We start from the raw sequence: 16737 nt of genomic DNA, 5'->3' as shown, positions 1-16737 counted from the left end.
TGCTCAGGGTGCGCCCTACGCAACCATGGTGTGGTGTCCGAACGGGCGCTCTCAACGAACCTGACTCATGACTTATGGCACAGTATATTTTTACAATGAACCGGGTTGGCAAGATCGTGCCACCCAAGCGCGTCATCCTGCGCGACATCTCGCTCTCCTTTTTCCCGGGCGCCAAGATTGGCGTGCTGGGTCTCAATGGCTCGGGCAAATCTACCCTCTTAAAGATCATGGCGGGGCTCGATACCGAGATCGAAGGCGAAGCACGTCCGCAGCCAGGCATCAACATCGGCTTTCTCTCGCAAGAGCCCGGGCTTGATGCGACGAAGGATGTGCGTGGCAATGTCGAGGAGGCGCTTGGCCACATCACGGCCGCGCTCGCGCGCTTAGACGCCGTCTACGCGGCCTATGCCGAACCGGATGCGGATTTCGATGCCTTGGCCAAGGAGCAGGCTGACCTTGAGAACCTGATTGAGGCCACCGACGGGCACAATCTCGAGCGGACCCTTGAGGTCGCCGCCGACGCGCTGCGTCTCCCGCCGTGGGATGCGGATGTCAGCAAACTCTCCGGGGGAGAACGGCGGCGGGTCGCACTCTGTCGCCTGTTGCTCTCGAAACCCGACATGCTGTTGCTCGATGAGCCGACTAACCACCTCGATGCCGAGTCCGTGGCCTGGCTCGAGCGCTTTCTTCATGAGTACCCCGGCACGGTGGTCGCGGTGACCCATGATCGCTACTTCCTCGACAATGTCGCGGGCTGGATCCTAGAACTCGACCGCGGCCACGGCATTCCCTGGGAGGGCAATTACTCCTCCTGGCTGGAGCAGAAGGAAGCGCGCCTCGAACTCGAGCAAAAGCAGGAACAGGCCCGCATCAAGGCCATGAAACACGAGCTGGAGTGGGTGCGCTCCAACCCGAAGGGCCGTCATGCCAAGAGCAAGGCCCGGATCGCGCGCTTCGAGGAACTGCAATCCCAGGAGTTCCAGGCACGCAACGAAACCAATGAGATCTATATTCCACCGGGTCCCAGATTGGGCGATCTGGTGATCGAGGCCGAGGGTTTGAAGAAGGCCTACGGCGACAATTTGCTCTACGAGGATCTGTCCTTCAACCTTCCCAAGGGCGGAATCGTGGGCATCATCGGGCCGAACGGCGCCGGCAAGACCACCCTGTTTCGTCTGCTCACCGGACACGAGACCCCGGATGCGGGAACCTTGCGGATCGGCGAGACGGTCCAGATCGCCTATGTCGATCAGAGCCGTGACGCGCTCGACGACACCAAGACGATCTGGGAAGAGATTTCAGGGGGGGCCGACACCATCGTGGTCGGTCGCTTCGAGATGCCCTCGCGGGCCTACTGCAGTCGCTTCAACTTCAAAGGCACCGATCAGCAGAAACGGATCGGCGACCTGTCCGGAGGGGAACGCAACCGCGTCCATCTCGCGAAAGTCCTCAAGAGCGGCGGCAATCTTCTACTGCTCGACGAGCCGACCAACGATCTCGATGTGGAAACGCTGCGAGCCCTCGAGGAGGCGCTGCTGACATTCCCGGGCTGCGCCGTGGTCATCAGTCATGACCGCTGGTTCCTCGATCGCATCGCCACCCATATCCTCGCCTTCGAGGGAGACTCCCAAGTCACCTGGTTCGAGGGCAACTATGCCGACTATGAGGCCGACCGCCATCGCCGTCTGGGAACGGATGCCGATCAGCCACACCGTCTGAAATACCGCAGACTCTCGGCCTGACGATTCAGCCCGGGAGATGGGGCGCTGTGGCGTGAGCTTGCCGATGAATCTGAGCAGCATCCAGCCGTGTGCCAACACGGCTGACCAGGACTCAGTCATGCTCGAGACACTGCTCGGCTTGCTCCCGCATGGGGTCGCGCTGATTGGCGCCGATCAGCGCATCCAGTACCTGAACCGGGCCGCGGAGACCCTGTTTGGGCGTCATGGGGACGAGGCCCGATCCCTATCGATCGGGGATCTGCTCCCGGAGTTCGACGGCATTGCCGACTTTCGCCGCGCGGAAGACGACACCACGGACGCCCCGGTCAGCCGGCGGCTCCAGGCCGTCCATGTCGACGGACGTCACCGACCGGTGCGGGTGCTGATGCACCCGATCGATCTCGGCGCGGCCCCGGGTCTGTTGCTGGTCATCGAGGACCTGACAGAGCAGGAACGCAGCGCACGGCGCCTCGCATTTCTCGAGCATCGTGATCCGCTCACCGGGTTGCACAATCGCACGACCTTCGAGGGCATCCTCGGCGCGGTCGTTCCCTTCGAGGCATGCGACGAGGCGCAACCCACGCATGCGATCTGTCTGATCGACATCGACCGCTTCAAGGTCGTTAATGAGACATTTGGGGCGGCTGCCGGAAACAAACTCCTCGAGCAACTCGGGCGCATCATCCGCGCTCGGCTCAACTCAGCGGCGGCCGTCGCGCGACTGAGCGGCGATGAGTTCGCCGCACTCTTCATCGGACCCGCGGCACAGGATGCGCGCGAACGCTGCGAAGAACTCATCACGACCACCCGTCACTTCCTGTTCTCCTGCCAGGACCGCACCTTCAGCGTCACCGTCAGTATCGGGATGGTGGTCTTCGATCCGGAGCGCGTGAATGCGGTCCGCGCGCTTGGACAAGCGGATATCGCCTGTCGTGTCGCCAAGGAAAAGGGGCGAGATCGACTGCACCTGTTCAACGATGGTGATGCCGAAACCATTCGCCATCGTGACGACATGGTTCTGATCCCCTTGATCGGCGATGCCTTGAGCCAGGGGCGCTTCCAGATCGTCCTCCAACCGATCCTGCCCCTGCAGGAGCCCGACGCCCCGACCCACTATGAGATCCTGGTGCGCATGAAGGACGAGCATGGGCACATTCTTGGCCCCGATGCCTTCATCGGTGCCGCCGAGCGTCACATCCTGATGCCCGCGATCGACCGCTGGATCATCAATCACGTCTTCTCACACCAAGCCGAACAACTGCGTGCTTGGAAGGCCCTGTATCCGAACCGCTGTTTGCTGGCGATCAATCTCTCGGGCACCACCCTGATGGACGACTCCTTCGCGTCCTATCTGCGGCGGCAGTTCCGTGAGTACGAGGTGCCCTACTCCTGCATCTGCTTCGAGATCACGGAGACAGCAGCGGTGCTCGACCTCCCCCGCGCGCAAGCCATGATCGAGGAGTTTCACGCACTCGGTTGCTCCTTCGCGGTCGATGACTTTGGCACCGGCTTCGCCTCATACACCTACTTGAAACTGCTGCCCGTGGATTATCTGAAGATTGATGGCAGCTTCGTGCGTCAGCTTGCAACCGATCCAGTGGACCATGCACTGGTGTCCTCGATCCATCACCTCGGACGCATTCTGGGACTGAAGACGATCGCCGAGTGGGCCGAGACCCCTCACATCATCGAGATCCTCCGAGAGATGGGAGTCGACTATGCCCAGGGATTTGGGGTCGGTCCCTCCCTGCGACTCGAGGATCTGGTCCCGGGGCAGTTGAACCAGACGGGACCGTCCTCGTAGAGGATGCGCCAGCGATCGGGAACGCCCCCCTGGGCGCGGCCTCATTCAGGGCAGAACCTCGGCAGCCAACAACCATTTCTCGAATGCGTCCGGCGGCAATGGCTTCGAATAGACAAACCCTTGAACCTGATCGCAGCCCATTGATGCCAGTTGCTCAGCGAGTTCGAACGACTCCACCCCCTCCGCGATGGTGCACACGTTCAAACTCTGCGCGACCTGAATGATGGCCTTGACGATGGCGCGATCCTCCTGGTCTGTCAGCAGGTGCTGTACGAACGAACGATCGATCTTGATGGTGTCCGCCTTGAATCGTTTCAGATAAGCGAGACTGGCATAACCGGTTCCGAAGTCATCGATCGAGAGGCGGATACCCAGCGCCTTCCAACTCGTGAGCGTGCTCGAAATCGTCTCCTGGTGGCACAAGAGAGTGGACTCGGTCAATTCCAAGTCCAAGCGTGCGGGATGCAATCCGCTCGCATCCAGTGCCTTGAGCACGTCTTCACCGAGTTGTCCTTCCCGGAACTGAACCGCGGAGAGATTCACCCCGATCGACAGGTTGCTCCAACCGCGTTGCCCCCAGACCGCACCTTGCTGACACGCTTCGTACAGGGCCCAGCGCCCGATGGGCAGAATCAAACCGCTCTCCTCGGCAACCTCGATGAAGTCCCCCGGCATCACCAGTCCGACGCCCGGACGCCGCCACCGAATCAAGGCCTCGACCCCGATGACGCGGCGTGTACTTAAATCAATCTGCGGTTGATAGTGCAGTTCGAACTCGTTGCGTTCGAGCGCGACACGTAATGCCTCGCGGGTTTCGACGAAGCGGATGAGGTCGGCATTCATCGGGGGCTCGAAGAGTCGGTAGAACCGCGGCCCGGTCTTCTTCGCGTAGTAGAGCGCGGTGTGCGCGTTGCGCATCAGGGTATCGCCGTCCATTCCATCTTGTGGATAGATCGCACACCCAGCAGAGAAGGACATGGAAAGCCGAATACCGTCGAGATCGAATGGCGACTCTAAACTCGTCAACAACTGCTTGCAGTGCCGCAGCATTGCGTTGTGCACATCAGGCCGGGGCGTGCTCGGGAAGATCAGCATGAACTCATCGCCCGACAGGCGGCACACCTGCTCCTCGCCGAGCAGTTGGCTGCGCAGCCGAATCGCCACCGCCTTGAGCAATTGATCACCCAATTCGTGTCCATGGGTGTCATTGATATACTTGAACTTATCCAGATCGAGATAGAGCACCGCCACCGATGCCGCGCGCTGATGCGCGGCAGTGATGGCGTGCGACAGCAGCTTCTGGCCAAGCACACGATTCGGCAAACCGGTCAGCGCGTCATAGTAGGCCATGTACTCGATCCGCGCCTGCGCCTTCTTGGCATCGGTCATGTCATGCCAGACGACATGCATCATCTCGCGGTTGTGTTCACGGATGGCCGTCAAGAGGATGGTCGCTGGAAAACACTCGCCATTGGCGCGGACATGCTCCCATTCGAACTCGTAGGACCCGAGATCGAGCGCGGTTTGAATCATCTCCAGCGCCTTCTCCCCTGAGGGTCGCCCATCACGCTGATAGGGCGGAGACACATCCCCCGGAGTGCGTCCGATCAGTTGGTCTGGCGAGGTCATCCGCAACATCTGAAGCGTTGCCTGATTGGTGGCCACGAACCGGCCCTCATCGATCAAGGACAGGGGCTGACGTGTATCCTCGAATAAACGCCGGAAACGCTCCTCGCTCTCAGCGAGTTGTTGCTCGGCGAGTTTGCGGGCCGTGATATCCGCGAAACTGCCGACCATCCGGATCGGCTGCCCTTGGCTGTCCCATTCGACGATGCGACCACGGTCGAGGGTCCAGATGACCCGACCGTCTTGACAGATCATGCGGTGCTCGTGGCGATAGTCCGCGCCGCCCGCGAGCGCGGACTCAAGGGCGGCCATCGTCCCGGCGAGATCGTCTGGGTGCAGACGGTTCTTAAAATCGGCAATGGTTCCGGTGAGTTGCTCGGGCGCAAAACCAAGGATGTCGAACCAGCGCGCGTTGTGCTGCAACCTGCCGCTCGGGATATCCCAGTCCCAAATCCCCTCGCGGGTCGCTTCATGAACATAGCCGAGGAGTTTTTCGCTGGCTTCGACCCGCGCCTGCGCCTGCCGAATATCGGTGATGTCATGCGCGATCACCAAGATACGCGGATCGCCATCCGGACCAACGAACGGCTTTTTGATCGACTTGAAATAGCGAACTTCACCGGTCTCGTCGTCCGTGGACTCCTCGAAGACGATCTCGGTGACCCCGCGCGCCATGATCGCCTTGACGTTCTGACGGAAGAACTCGGCCTGTTCGGGCGACGCACTGAAGTCAGCGTCGTCTTTTCCAACCATTTGATCAGGAGTGGTGCCATAGAAGGAGGCAAGCGGGCGGTTGGCCAGCAGGAAACGCCCCTCGTGATCCTTGAGGATGACGAAATCCGGAATCTCGTCGATCACCGTCCGCAACAGTGACTGGGTGGCCAAAAGCTGCGCCTCAGCCTCGTGCAACCCGCGAAGTCGTGCGTCGAGTGCCCGAATCTCGTCCTGCAATGCCGTGATCACCTCTCGGGCATTGGCCTCATCGTCAAGATTGTGGCGGTTGGCGCTCATGTTGTGAAAACGATCCGACCGTTGGTGGCGAAACGGGAGTGTGGGTCAAGCTGACCAACAGCACAACCAGGATGCCCCTAGCGAGATTCAGTGCGAGTGCAGCGCGCAGGGGAGGCGGCGGAGGTCTGACGCGGCTGATCGAGGGCGTGATGCCTGGTGCGACAGCCGGTACCGCCACCGTTTGACCCTTCACCCGCATCAAGCTAACGTAGGCCACGTGACCGTCCGTGATCAAGCCTGCCGCCATCGTCGCAAGCGTCCTCTTAGTGATTGTTTTCTTGCAAACAGAGTGATGTGAAAAAATCAACCGCTCCCGCACCACCGCCATTCGAGCACGCACTCAGCGAACTGGAAGCCATCGTCGACGCCTTGGAACGGGGCGAGATGAGTCTTGAAGAGTCGCTGAATGCATTCGAGCGCGGAATCGGACTCACGCGCAGTTGTCAACAAGCGCTCGATGCGGCGGAGCAGCGCGTGCGCCTGCTCAGCGACACCCGGGTCGACGCCGAGCCAGAGCCATTTCAATCCCATGACTGACGAGAATCTCGACGCCTTTCGCGCACGCATCCAGGCCCGCGTGGAGGCCATGCTCGACGAGCTCCTGCCCCCGACCAAGGTCGAACCAACCCGCCTGCACGAAGCCATGCGCTACAGCGTGCTTGGGGGTGGAAAACGCATCCGCCCGTTGCTCGTTTACGCGGCGGGCGAGGCGTTCGGGGTCACCCCGACCCTGCTCGATCGACCCGCCTGCGCGGTGGAGTTCATTCATGCCTATTCACTCATCCATGACGATCTCCCGGCCATGGATGATGACGATCTGCGCCGCGGGCGTCCGACCTGTCATCGTGCCTTCGACGACGCAACCGCGATCCTCGCTGGCGACGCCCTGCAAACACTGGCTTTCCAAGCGCTGGCGGATGCTCCGGGGCTCACGGCGTCCAAACGGATTGCGATGGTCGCGAATCTGGCGCGGGCCAGTGGTGCACGCGGCATGGTCGGCGGACAGGCACTCGATCTGGCCGCGGCGGGCCAGGTCCAGGATGTCGCCCTCCTTGAGCACATCCATATTCACAAGACCGGCGCCCTGATTCGGGCGTCGGTTCAGATGGGCATGCTCGCCCATGATGATCCCGACGCGCACCAGAGCGAACGTCTTGATCACTATGCCAAATGCATCGGTTTAGCCTTCCAGATCCAGGATGACATCCTGGATGTCGAGGGCGACACCGCCCTCATCGGCAAGACCGCCGGCCGGGATGAGATCCTCGAAAAGGCCACTTATCCCGCGCTGGTTGGGTTGAACGAGGCCAAGGCCATGGCGGACGGACTCATCGCCGATGCGCTCGCGAGCATCGCGGTCTTTCCAGAAGATCGCGCACGCCCCTTACGCTGGATCGCCAGTGCGCTGCTTGGTCGCACGGCTTGAATCCGGGCGGAGCCCCCGCGGCGAGTCCTGAAGTTGCGAACCGATTGGTCTTCGCGTGCGCTGACCCCACCATCAATCATCGCCGAACACGATTGTTCACTGAGAGATGTTACATCATGGAGCACGCGCTCGATTCATCCGGCTGCAGTCTATCCAGCGGCACCCAGATCGCTGACGTCCAGGGCAGCGCCGACTCCCGGCGGATCGCGATTGACAAGGTCGGGATCAAGGATATCCGCCATCCCGTGCGGATCTGTGATCGCAGTGGCCTTGAACAACATACCGTTGCCACCTTCAACATGTATGTCTATCTGCCGCACGATTTCAAAGGGACGCACATGTCACGTTTCGTGCAGATTCTCAATCATCACGAGCGTGAGATTGGGGTGAGCACCTTCAAGGAGATGCTCACCGAGATGTCCGAGCGACTCGAGTCGGAAGCGGGTCATATCGAGATGCGCTTTCCGTTCTTCATCAACAAGAAGGCGCCCGTGACCGGCGTCGAGAGTCTGCTCGACTACGAGGTCACCTTCATCGGCGAGATTCGACACGGACGGCCCAGTCTTGAAATCAAGGTCGTGGTCCCCGTGACCAGCCTCTGCCCCTGCTCGAAGAAAATCTCGGCCTATGGCGCACACAACCAACGCTCCCATGTCACGGTCCAAGTGCGCACCCAAGGCTACATCTGGATTGAGGAATTGATCGAGTTGGTGGAGCAGGAGGCCTCTTCGGAACTCTACGGTCTGCTCAAACGACCGGATGAAAAATTCGTGACCGAGCGCGCCTATGACAATCCAAAATTCGTCGAGGACATGGTCCGGGATGTCGCGCAACGACTCAACGAGGACGATCGGATCAGCGCCTATGTGATCGAGGCCGAGAACTTCGAGTCCATCCACAATCATTCGGCCTATGCACTGATCGAGCGCGATAAGACCGCCATGGACCGCCTGACCGAGACCGCGGCCTGATCCTCTTGCTCCATGGTTTCACGGGGCGTGCAAGCGACTGGTGGATGGCCTGTCCGCAACTTCGCGACGACCCGCGGGCTTGGGCCATCGACCTGCCTGGACACGGGCCAACGGATCAAGCGGTCAAGGGCTTCGAGGAGACGATTCAGGGTCTCCTAGCCGCGCTCCCCGCCGAGGTCGACGCCCTAGCCGGCTACTCGCTTGGCGGACGCCTCGCGCTCGGCTTGCTCACCGCGGCCCCGCTCCGTTTCCGCCGCGCGCTCATTATCTCCGCCCATCCGGGCTTGCGCTCGATGCCCGAACGTGATGCGCGCAACGCCCACGACGCCCAATGGCTGTACCGGTTGCGGGTTGAGGGTCTCGCGTCCTTCGTCGCGTCGTGGGAAACACAGCCCCTGTTCGCGACCCAAGCGCGCCTCGACCCCGAGCGCCTGCGATGGCAACGGCAACACCGCCTCTCCCACCGGCCCGAGGCGCTGGCATCGTCCCTGGAGAGGCTGGGTTTGGGGCGGATGCCGAGCCTCTGGGACGGTGTGCGTGATTTTCCGGGTCAACTGACCTGGGTGGTCGGCGGCTCCGACACCAAATTCCTCGCCATCGCCCGTGCCGTGAGGCAACTCCGGCCAACGACCCACCTTCATGTCTTGCCAAAGATCGGCCATAATCCGCTGCTCGAGTGCCCAGGACGGCTCGAACCTCTGATCCATCACACCCTTGGGCAGGCACACCCTTAAGGGCCGGGATTGAGGCGAGCGCCCGTTGGGCGGAACCCTGATGGCGTGGCATGAGTCTGCATACAGAACAGGCCACGGATATTCGCTGTGCCAATCGACTCGACCATCGTGAGGAGTTACTCATGCGACAGAATGCATCCGAGCCAGGGTCCGCGCCGCCCTCGGCCACTCCGACACCTGGAACCGATCATGTGCGCGAGGAAGAGAATAGTTTGATCGTGACGCTTGGGGAGCGGGGATTTAAACTGCTGTTCGCCTTTTTTGGCGTCGCGGCGACCCTGTTGAGTCTGCTCCATCCCCTGCGACGCGAGCGGTCGTGATCCGTCCCCCGGGAACGGACTGTCGCCACATCAGTCGATGCTCAGGGTGATGGAACCTGCCGATGGAGCCAACAGCGTTGCCTTCTGAGCCGTGCCGCAACCCGAAATGCCGGTCGCGTCAGCGGGAGCGGAAATCATTCGAATTTCCTTAAACCCTGGTATGATCGAAAGATCTGAGGTGACAAGATCAACACCTGTTTCGGGTCGATCACATTGCGGTTCGCCGGAATCGAGGTGGCATTGCATGGTGATCGAGTACGAGCAACTGTCCCCCGGTGCACTCGACAGATGAGCCGTTTCCTGCAACGCTCGGCGTAGACCGATCCGTCAGGACCTCAGTTGTCTGGTTGCCCCGATTCATACGACGAGCAAGGAGAACAAGCCTGTGAAAGTGAAGCAAATTCTGTTGAGTTCAGTGGCCGCCCTCACCGTCACGCTCGGCGGCCTCGCCACGACCGTGCAGGCGGAGAACCCACTGATTTCCGGCGACGAGCCGATGAACATCGGTCAAGAAGGGCAGCTCACCGCCCCCACGCCCGACGCAGCAGCCCAAGAGAAGACCGGCGAGATGCTCAGGCAGCAGGGCGTTGAGCTGACTGGCGACGAACCCATGAACATTGGTCAGGAAGGGCAAATCACGGATCCCACGTCGGATCCAGAAGCACAAGCCAAAACTGCCGCCGATCTCGAGGCGGAAGATGATGCCAGCGGCGCGATCAGCGGCAAGTACGACTGAGCACCCTCTGAGTGCCCCAACCATCGCCTTGTCGGTGGTTGGGGTCGCCTTGTTTCGGCTCCGAATGGTCGCGGGACACCAGCGCCGATGACGATGCGTCCCGCCGCCCGCTGATCATGGGTTTGAACGATCCGCGCCGCCATCCTCCACCCACCCCCCGATCCGCCGTACCGGCGTGTCGATGCGCCGAGGGAATGCGGCCCGAGCGCTTTCATCATGGCGCGCAACCTGAATCCGAGATCCCCACACCCGATGAGCCAGCCGTCGACCGGAATCGATTGTGCACACTGCCCCGCCGCGTGCTGTCGACTCGAGGTATGGTGCCTGACCGAAACCGGTGTTCCAGAGGCATTCATGCGCGCCGATCCGCGCGGGGGGACGGTCATGGCCCGTCTCGACGACGGTTGGTGCATTGCGCTCGACCGTCAGACCCTATTGTGCCGCATTTACGAACAGCGCCCGCTTGTGTGTCGAGAACTGCGCGTCGGCAGTCCCGAATGTCTTGCCGAGCATCGTGAGTTCACCGAGAGCATCCCATGGCATCACAACTCATCAAGGTTCCCCCGACCAAGAACACCCTGCTGCGGCTGAAGAAACAAGCGAAGTTCCTCGAGGAAGGCCATGATTTGCTTGAGCGTAAGCGCGAACTGCTCACGCGTCTCGTCTACGAACGCATCGGGGAATATCGACGGTTGCGCAGCGCGGCCGAGAAGGCCCTCGCCGAGGCTTACCGCTGTCTCAGCATTTCGCACCTGCGCATGGGCAGTCGTGGTATTCATCAGGCCGCGCTCGGATCGGAGTTAACCTTGACCGTCGACATCCTCCCGCGCCGCGCGCTCGGCGTCGAGTATCCGGCGGTCACCAGTGAGCGGGTTCCGCTCAAGCCGGTGGGGTTACTGGGGACGGATGCGAGCTTCGACACGACGCGCGAGAATCTCGCTAATGCCTGTGTTCTGCTCGCGCGTCTCGCCGAGGTTGAAACCGCCTTACACCGCCTGATGGAAGAACAGCGTAAGGCCCAAAAACGGGTCAACGCGCTCAAGTACAACATCATTCCACTGTATCGACGCACCATCCATTTCATTCAGTCGTCACTTGAGGAGGAAGAACGCAACACCCTTTTCCAAGTCAAGTTGTTGCGACAACAAGCCGAAGCCTAGCAGCACACGTCACCATGCCGCCACTGCCACGCAAGCTGCTCGGAGCAATCCTGCTCATCAGCGCCATCGGGATCGCCGCGTGGCAGACCTTGGCAACCTCTTGCTCGGCCTCGCCCAGCGTCGCCGCCTCCTCCGCCAGCCCCCTTTCGGGCACCTGACGCAGACCGCCGCATCCGAGTCATCCGCATGCTGCGCATCCTCCTCATCGGCTTGCTCCTCGGGACCATCATGAGTGCGGTGCTGCTGGTGCGGGAGCGTCTGCGGGCGGGTCGCGCGCCGCCACGCGATCCGGTCGCCGCCCGGTTCCCGGTTGCGGGCGCGCTGCTCTTCGTGTTGCCGCTTCCTGTGCTCGCTGCCGCCATCATCGCCATGGCCCGCGGTCTCTTGACCCCGCTGTTGGGCAACAGTCTCGGCTATCTCCTCTATCTGGTTGGCGCCTGGTTCATCCTGCGTGGTCTGATGAACGAGACCCTGCTCGCGCAACACCCGAATGCGCGCCGGTTATGGCCCTTGAAGACCATCGGGAGTGGTCTGATCGGCCTAGCGACGGGGATCACCGCCTGGCTTGGTGTTGGACACCATCCCGTGATCAGTCTCACGTTCGGCCTGGTTGCCCTGCTGGGCTGCCTGCTCTTCTATGGTCGCGATCCGCGGCGCCGGGAGGGAGACCACCCGGACTTCAGGCGCGCTCCACCCGGATCGGCGCACGCGACCCTGTCTCAGGCCGAGCAGACCATCGCGGCCATTGAACACGCAAGCCGCGCCTTTCGAAGCAGCGAATTGCGTGACCGGTTGCAGCGCATCACCAGGCTCGCCCGTGACATCCTCAGGCTGCTCGAGGATGATCCGCGCAACCTCTATCGCGCGCGCACCTTTTTGAACGTGTATCTGGATGGCGTCGAGCGTGTCGTGCAGGGTTACGCCCGCACCCATCAATGGGCCACCTCGCCTGACCTCGACGCCAATTTTCGCAGGGTGCTCGTCAGCATCGAAGCCGCCTTCGAGGAGCAGCGCGCGAAACTCTTGGAAAAGGACCTGCTGGATCTTGATGTCGCGATTGAAGTCCTGACCAGCCAGTTGAAGCGCGAAGGACTGATGTGAACCGCGAGCGCGCAACTCAGTGAGGCGCCAAGGCGCTCTCAACCCACGTTCACCCCGTCACCGGGACGGCGTGCCAACAGCTTTTCAAGCAAGGCGGCAACCGCCGCGAAGCCAAAGCTCGCGGTCACAAAGGTTGCTGAACCATACCCGAGACGACAGTCGAGCGAAATCCCACTGAGCCCTGGCTTTCCCGCACTCACCTTGCCATCGGGTCGTGGATACCGGGGCTGTTCGAGCGAATAGACGCAGGTGACCTGGAAGCGCCGTTTGGGGTCGCGGGGAAAGCCGTGACGGTCTCTCAGGCACTTGCGAACCCCGGACGCAAGCGGGTCATGGGTGGTGCGGCTGAGGTCCGCGACCCGGATCGCGGTGGGATCGCGCCGCCCACCGGCACCACCGGTCGTGACCAGTGAGAGCTGGTGTCGCTTGCAATAAGCGATCATCCCGGCCTTGACCCGAATGTGATCGATGGCGTCGATCACGCCATCATAGCCCCGCCCGAGCCGCGCCTCGAGATTGTGTTCGGTCAGCAGATCATCAATGGGCGTGCACTGACAGGCGGGGTGGATCTCCGCCACGCGCTCGGCCATCACCGTGACCTTGGGGCGTCCAAGATCACGGCTCAGGGCATGGATCTGGCGATTGACATTACCCGCCTCGAGGGTATCGCCATCGATCATGGTGATGGCACCGACGCCGGTCCGCGCAAGCGCCTCGACCGCCCAGGATCCAACCCCCCCTACCCCAACGACACAGACATTCAGACCGGCGATCCAGTCACTCTCCGCACTCCCGTACAGTCGAGCGATGCCACCAAAGCGTGATTCACGCGCCATGCGTGAATCGAGATCGCGCACGACATCAGGGTTGAGTTCACTCATGGATGATCCGCTCGGGCAGAATGAATGGGACGCTCGGCACAGTCGACCTCGTGGCCAGCGGACCCTGAACCAGGATCGCGGCCGTGGACGCCGGCACCAGAACCGGTCGAAGCGCGTGCGGGGGACTTGACATCGGTGCGTTTTTCTCTAGATTGTTAGCACTCGAGCTAACCGAGTGCTAACAACGTTTCGGTCTCGTGTTTCTCTCAATCGATCGTCTCATTTTTTGAGGAGCCTTGCGTTCTATGAAGCTACGTCCGTTACATGATCGTGTCGTCGTCCGCCGTCAGGAGGAGGAGCGCACCTCCGCCGGTGGCATTCTGATCCCAGACACGGCCACAGAGAAGCCGATCCAAGGCGAAGTCATTGCCGTTGGTAATGGGAAGCCGCTCGATAATGGCGACATTCGCCGCCTCGACGTCAAGGTCGGTGACAAGGTGTTGTTCGGGAAGTATTCCGGCACCGAGGTGAAGGTCACCGACGAGAAGCTGCTCGTGATGCGCGAAGAGGACATCCTTGCCGTCGTCGAATAACGGCCTCACTGCTCGTTTCCGCATCTTCCTTTTCGTTCGAACTCAGGCATCGTAACCATGACCGCAAAACAGATTTCATTCAACGAACAAGCCCGCGCCCGGATGCTCCACGGCGTCGATATCCTGGCCAACGCCGTGAAGGTCACGTTGGGTCCGAAAGGTCGCAATGTGGTGATCGAAAAGTCTTGGGGCGCACCGACCGTCACCAAGGACGGCGTGTCGGTCGCCAAGGCGATCGAACTGAAAGACAAGCTCGAGAACATGGGAGCTCAAATGGTCAAGGAGGTCGCCTCCAAGACCTCCGACATCGCGGGTGATGGCACCACCACCGCGACCGTGCTCGCACAAGCCATGGTCCGCGAAGGCTTGAAGGCCGTCGCGGCGGGAATGAATCCGATGGATCTCAAGCGCGGCATCGACCAGGCCGTCGCCGCTTCGGTCGCCGAGTTGCAGGCCCTCTCCCGCCCCTGCTCGACCAGCAAGGAGATCACCCAGGTCGGGACCATCTCGGCCAATTCCGATGAGTCGATCGGACAGATCATCGCCGAGGCGATGGAGAAGGTCGGCAAGGAAGGTGTGATCACCGTTGAGGAAGGCAAGTCGCTGCACAACGAACTCGACCTCGTCGAAGGGATGCAGTTCGACCGCGGTTACCTCTCGCCCTACTTCATCAACAATCAGCAGAGTCAGAAGTCCGAGCTGGAAAATCCATTCATCCTGCTCCACGACAAAAAGATTTCCAATATCCGCGAGTTGCTGCCCGTCCTTGAGGGCGTTGCCAAAGCCAGTCGGCCCCTGTTGATCATCGCCGAGGACATCGAGGGCGAAGCCCTGGCGACCCTGGTGGTGAACAATCTGCGTGGCATCCTGAAGGTCTGCGCCGTGAAGGCACCCGGGTTCGGTGATCGGCGCAAGGCCATGCTGCAGGACATCGCCATCCTGACCGGCGGGACCGTCATCTCCGAGGAGGTCGGACTGTCACTCGAGAAGGCGACGCTCAACGACCTCGGCTCCGCGAAGACGATCCAGGTGGCCAAGGAAGACACCACCATCATCGACGGGGCCGGTTCGCACGACGACATCAAGGCGCGCTGCGACCAGATCCGCAATCAGATCGAGGACACCACCTCGGATTACGACCGCGAGAAGCTCCAAGAGCGGCTGGCCAAACTCGCCGGTGGTGTGGCCGTGATCAAGGTCGGTGCCGCGACCGAAATCGAGATGAAGGAGAAGAAGGCGCGCGTCGAGGATGCACTACATGCGACCCGCGCCGCGGTTGAGGAAGGGATCGTGCCCGGAGGTGGCGTCGCACTGATTCGTGCCATCGCCGCGGTCACTGAGCTCAAGGGCGCCAACCACGATCAGGATCTCGGCATTGCCCTAACCCGTCGCGCCATGCAGGAGCCACTGCGACAGATCGTCGCCAATGCGGGCGAGGAGCCCTCGGTTATCATGAGTCGGGTCGCCGAGGGCAGCGGGAGCTTCGGGTACAACGCCGCCACGGGCGAGTACGGGGACATGATGGAGATGGGTGTAATCGACCCGACCAAGGTCACGCGCACGGCGCTGCAAAACGCCTCGTCAATCGCGGGGCTGATGATCACGACCGAGGCCATGGTGGCGGATGAGCCCAAGAAGGACAAGGCTCCAGCAGCGGGTGGTGGCGGTATGGACGACATGGATTATTAAAGCGCCGCCTTGCCATCGGATCGGCAACCTCTGATGGTGCCCCCAACGCCTCATCCGACGCTCCGACGCAGAGAACCCGTCTGACGGGTCTGAAGCGCTTGGTGTGGCACGGACATGGCCACCCGGCCATGGGTTCATGGCGCACGCGGACGACCGAGACGGTCATCCGCGTGCGATCTCTAGAGGCGCACGGCGTCTGACCTGATGGCAATCCGGAGCCGTTCGGTACAAAAGACGCGACTGATGAGCGCGGCCTCACCACAGGACGATCACGCCACACACTGATGCGCTCGCTTAAGATTTCACCTCGCGGCTCGCGCGTTTGGCGCTTTCTCAAGGACCCCGATCACAACCTGGCGACCTTACTCTTCCTGCTCCTGCTCTATATGACCGTCTTCGTCCCGCTCTACGGTTCTCCCGTTGAGCAAAAGGGTCTGTCAGCGGTTGCCTTTTCCTTGATCCTCTTCACCGGCGTCTTGGCTACCGCGCAACATCATCTCATCCGTTACGCTGTCATCGCCATCGCCCTCATGGCCTTCTGCATCCACTGGGCACATCTCGTCGTCGGCGGCTTCACCTTGTATCTGCTCGATGCCATCACCGCCATCTTATTTTTCACGACGCAGGGCTATTACACGCTCGCAAGGGTCTTTGGCCCAGGGCGGATCAATGCCTATCGGATCCTCGGATCGATCGCGGGCTACATCATGATCGGGTTAATCTTCTCGAACATCTATCTGATCATCATACTGTTCTCACCTGACGCCTTTCGCTTCGACGCCGACATCAGAGTCCCGAACGTTCCACTCCCGGAGCTCCACTACTACAGTTTCGTCACGCTCACCACCATCGGCTACGGCGACATCACCCCGCTGAACGCATTCGCACGGGCCATCGTCAGCATCCAAGGATTAATCGGCCAGCTCTACCCCGCCATCCTGATCGCACGCCTGGTGACACTCTACCAGCACGATGCCAAATGATGCGTGCGGGTAGCACGGCACGTCCGCGCCACACCAGAGCC

17 protein-coding genes are annotated in these 16737 nt (G+C 61.3%); 15 read left to right on the top strand and 2 right to left on the bottom strand.

Annotation, left to right across the window (positions count from 1 at the left end; genetic code table 11):
- Positions 1–74 precede the first annotated feature (74 nt).
- On the top strand, positions 75–1742 hold the full coding sequence (ettA, locus tag CKO25_RS07510; RefSeq protein ID WP_200387292.1) for an energy-dependent translational throttle protein EttA: 1668 nt from the start codon (positions 75–77) through the stop codon (positions 1740–1742).
- 43 nt (positions 1743–1785) lie between these two features.
- The gene (locus CKO25_RS07505; RefSeq protein WP_242467471.1) at positions 1786–3525 is read left to right on the top strand and encodes a putative bifunctional diguanylate cyclase/phosphodiesterase; all 1740 of its coding nucleotides are present in this window, start codon (positions 1786–1788) and stop codon (positions 3523–3525) included.
- A 45-nt stretch (positions 3526–3570) separates the two neighbouring features.
- On the opposite strand, the gene CKO25_RS07500 is transcribed toward CKO25_RS07505, so the two are convergent.
- Positions 3571–6162 carry a sensor domain-containing protein gene (locus CKO25_RS07500; RefSeq protein WP_200387290.1) on the bottom strand — a complete coding sequence of 864 codons (2592 nt, stop codon included), beginning with the start codon at positions 6160–6162 and terminating at the stop codon, positions 3571–3573.
- A 294-nt stretch (positions 6163–6456) separates the two neighbouring features.
- On the opposite strand from CKO25_RS07500, the gene CKO25_RS07495 reads away from it, so the two are divergent.
- From CKO25_RS07495 to CKO25_RS07450, 10 genes are all read left to right on the top strand, one after another.
- Positions 6457–6699 carry an exodeoxyribonuclease VII small subunit gene (locus CKO25_RS07495; RefSeq protein ID WP_200387289.1) on the top strand — a complete coding sequence of 81 codons (243 nt, stop codon included), beginning with the start codon at positions 6457–6459 and terminating at the stop codon, positions 6697–6699.
- Positions 6692–7588, top strand: coding sequence for a (2E,6E)-farnesyl diphosphate synthase (gene ispA, locus CKO25_RS07490; RefSeq protein WP_200387288.1), 897 nt, complete (start codon positions 6692–6694; stop codon positions 7586–7588). Before CKO25_RS07495 ends, ispA begins: the two co-directional genes overlap by 8 nt.
- Before the next feature lie 116 nt (positions 7589–7704).
- A complete protein-coding gene (gene folE2 / locus CKO25_RS07485; protein WP_200387287.1) occupies positions 7705–8559 on the top strand; it encodes a GTP cyclohydrolase FolE2 in 855 nt (284 codons plus the stop codon).
- Positions 8560–8564: 5 nt separating this feature from the next.
- Entirely contained in the window at positions 8565–9293 is a 729-nt protein-coding gene (locus CKO25_RS07480; RefSeq protein WP_276569017.1) for an alpha/beta fold hydrolase, read from the top strand.
- A gap of 50 nt (positions 9294–9343) precedes the next feature.
- The gene (locus CKO25_RS07475; protein ID WP_200387286.1) at positions 9344–9613 is read left to right on the top strand and encodes a hypothetical protein; all 270 of its coding nucleotides are present in this window, start codon (positions 9344–9346) and stop codon (positions 9611–9613) included.
- A 385-nt stretch (positions 9614–9998) separates the two neighbouring features.
- On the top strand, positions 9999–10349 hold the full coding sequence (locus tag CKO25_RS07470) for a hypothetical protein (protein ID WP_200387285.1): 351 nt from the start codon (positions 9999–10001) through the stop codon (positions 10347–10349).
- Between the two features lie 216 nt (positions 10350–10565).
- Complete coding sequence (locus tag CKO25_RS07465) at positions 10566–10940, top strand: YkgJ family cysteine cluster protein (protein WP_338115084.1); 375 nt, start codon at positions 10566–10568, stop codon at positions 10938–10940.
- Entirely contained in the window at positions 10886–11509 is a 624-nt protein-coding gene (locus tag CKO25_RS07460; RefSeq protein ID WP_200387283.1) for a V-type ATP synthase subunit D, read from the top strand. Before CKO25_RS07465 ends, CKO25_RS07460 begins: the two co-directional genes overlap by 55 nt.
- A gap of 14 nt (positions 11510–11523) precedes the next feature.
- Positions 11524–11667 (top strand): hypothetical protein, encoded by a 144-nt coding sequence (locus CKO25_RS07455; RefSeq protein WP_200387282.1) that lies wholly within the window; start codon positions 11524–11526, stop codon positions 11665–11667.
- A 28-nt stretch (positions 11668–11695) separates the two neighbouring features.
- Positions 11696–12610 carry a 5-bromo-4-chloroindolyl phosphate hydrolysis family protein gene (locus CKO25_RS07450; protein WP_200387281.1) on the top strand — a complete coding sequence of 305 codons (915 nt, stop codon included), beginning with the start codon at positions 11696–11698 and terminating at the stop codon, positions 12608–12610.
- Positions 12611–12648: 38 nt separating this feature from the next.
- On the opposite strand, the gene CKO25_RS07445 is transcribed toward CKO25_RS07450, so the two are convergent.
- A complete protein-coding gene (locus CKO25_RS07445) occupies positions 12649–13491 on the bottom strand; it encodes a tRNA threonylcarbamoyladenosine dehydratase (RefSeq protein ID WP_200387280.1) in 843 nt (280 codons plus the stop codon).
- A 245-nt stretch (positions 13492–13736) separates the two neighbouring features.
- On the opposite strand from CKO25_RS07445, the gene groES reads away from it, so the two are divergent.
- From groES to CKO25_RS07430, 3 genes are all read left to right on the top strand, one after another.
- Positions 13737–14024 carry a co-chaperone GroES gene (gene groES / locus CKO25_RS07440; RefSeq protein ID WP_200387279.1) on the top strand — a complete coding sequence of 96 codons (288 nt, stop codon included), beginning with the start codon at positions 13737–13739 and terminating at the stop codon, positions 14022–14024.
- Between the two features lie 57 nt (positions 14025–14081).
- On the top strand, positions 14082–15713 hold the full coding sequence (gene groL, locus CKO25_RS07435) for a chaperonin GroEL (protein WP_200387278.1): 1632 nt from the start codon (positions 14082–14084) through the stop codon (positions 15711–15713).
- Between the two features lie 284 nt (positions 15714–15997).
- Complete coding sequence (locus CKO25_RS07430; RefSeq protein ID WP_200387277.1) at positions 15998–16696, top strand: potassium channel family protein; 699 nt, start codon at positions 15998–16000, stop codon at positions 16694–16696.
- The last annotated feature ends 41 nt before the right edge of the window (positions 16697–16737 follow it).

The sequence above is a fragment of the Thiocapsa imhoffii genome (genome assembly GCF_016583985.1).
GTDB classification, from domain to species: Bacteria; Pseudomonadota; Gammaproteobacteria; order Chromatiales; family Chromatiaceae; genus Thiocapsa; species Thiocapsa imhoffii.
The sequence above is the reverse complement of the archived record's forward strand: the minus strand, read 5'-3'. Positions and strand labels throughout refer to the sequence as shown.

Excerpts from the sequence above, each read along its gene's own strand:
- CKO25_RS07465 (WP_338115084.1), top strand. The coding sequence starts at position 10,566 with ATGGCGCGCAACCTGAATCCGAGATCCCCACACCCGATGAGCCAGCCG.
- groL (WP_200387278.1), top strand. The coding sequence starts at position 14,082 with ATGACCGCAAAACAGATTTCATTCAACGAACAAGCCCGCGCCCGGATG.
- groES (WP_200387279.1), top strand. The coding sequence starts at position 13,737 with ATGAAGCTACGTCCGTTACATGATCGTGTCGTCGTCCGCCGTCAGGAG.
- CKO25_RS07475 (WP_200387286.1), top strand. The coding sequence starts at position 9,344 with ATGAGTCTGCATACAGAACAGGCCACGGATATTCGCTGTGCCAATCGA.
- CKO25_RS07455 (WP_200387282.1), top strand. The coding sequence starts at position 11,524 with ATGCCGCCACTGCCACGCAAGCTGCTCGGAGCAATCCTGCTCATCAGC.
- CKO25_RS07460 (WP_200387283.1), top strand. The coding sequence starts at position 10,886 with ATGGCATCACAACTCATCAAGGTTCCCCCGACCAAGAACACCCTGCTG.
- ettA (WP_200387292.1), top strand. The coding sequence starts at position 75 with ATGGCACAGTATATTTTTACAATGAACCGGGTTGGCAAGATCGTGCCA.
- folE2 (WP_200387287.1), top strand. The coding sequence starts at position 7,705 with ATGGAGCACGCGCTCGATTCATCCGGCTGCAGTCTATCCAGCGGCACC.
- CKO25_RS07505 (WP_242467471.1), top strand. The coding sequence starts at position 1,786 with ATGAATCTGAGCAGCATCCAGCCGTGTGCCAACACGGCTGACCAGGAC.
- CKO25_RS07500 (WP_200387290.1), bottom strand. The coding sequence starts at position 6,162 with ATGAGCGCCAACCGCCACAATCTTGACGATGAGGCCAATGCCCGAGAG.
- CKO25_RS07450 (WP_200387281.1), top strand. The coding sequence starts at position 11,696 with ATGCTGCGCATCCTCCTCATCGGCTTGCTCCTCGGGACCATCATGAGT.
- ispA (WP_200387288.1), top strand. The coding sequence starts at position 6,692 with ATGACTGACGAGAATCTCGACGCCTTTCGCGCACGCATCCAGGCCCGC.
- CKO25_RS07445 (WP_200387280.1), bottom strand. The coding sequence starts at position 13,491 with ATGAGTGAACTCAACCCTGATGTCGTGCGCGATCTCGATTCACGCATG.
- CKO25_RS07430 (WP_200387277.1), top strand. The coding sequence starts at position 15,998 with ATGCGCTCGCTTAAGATTTCACCTCGCGGCTCGCGCGTTTGGCGCTTT.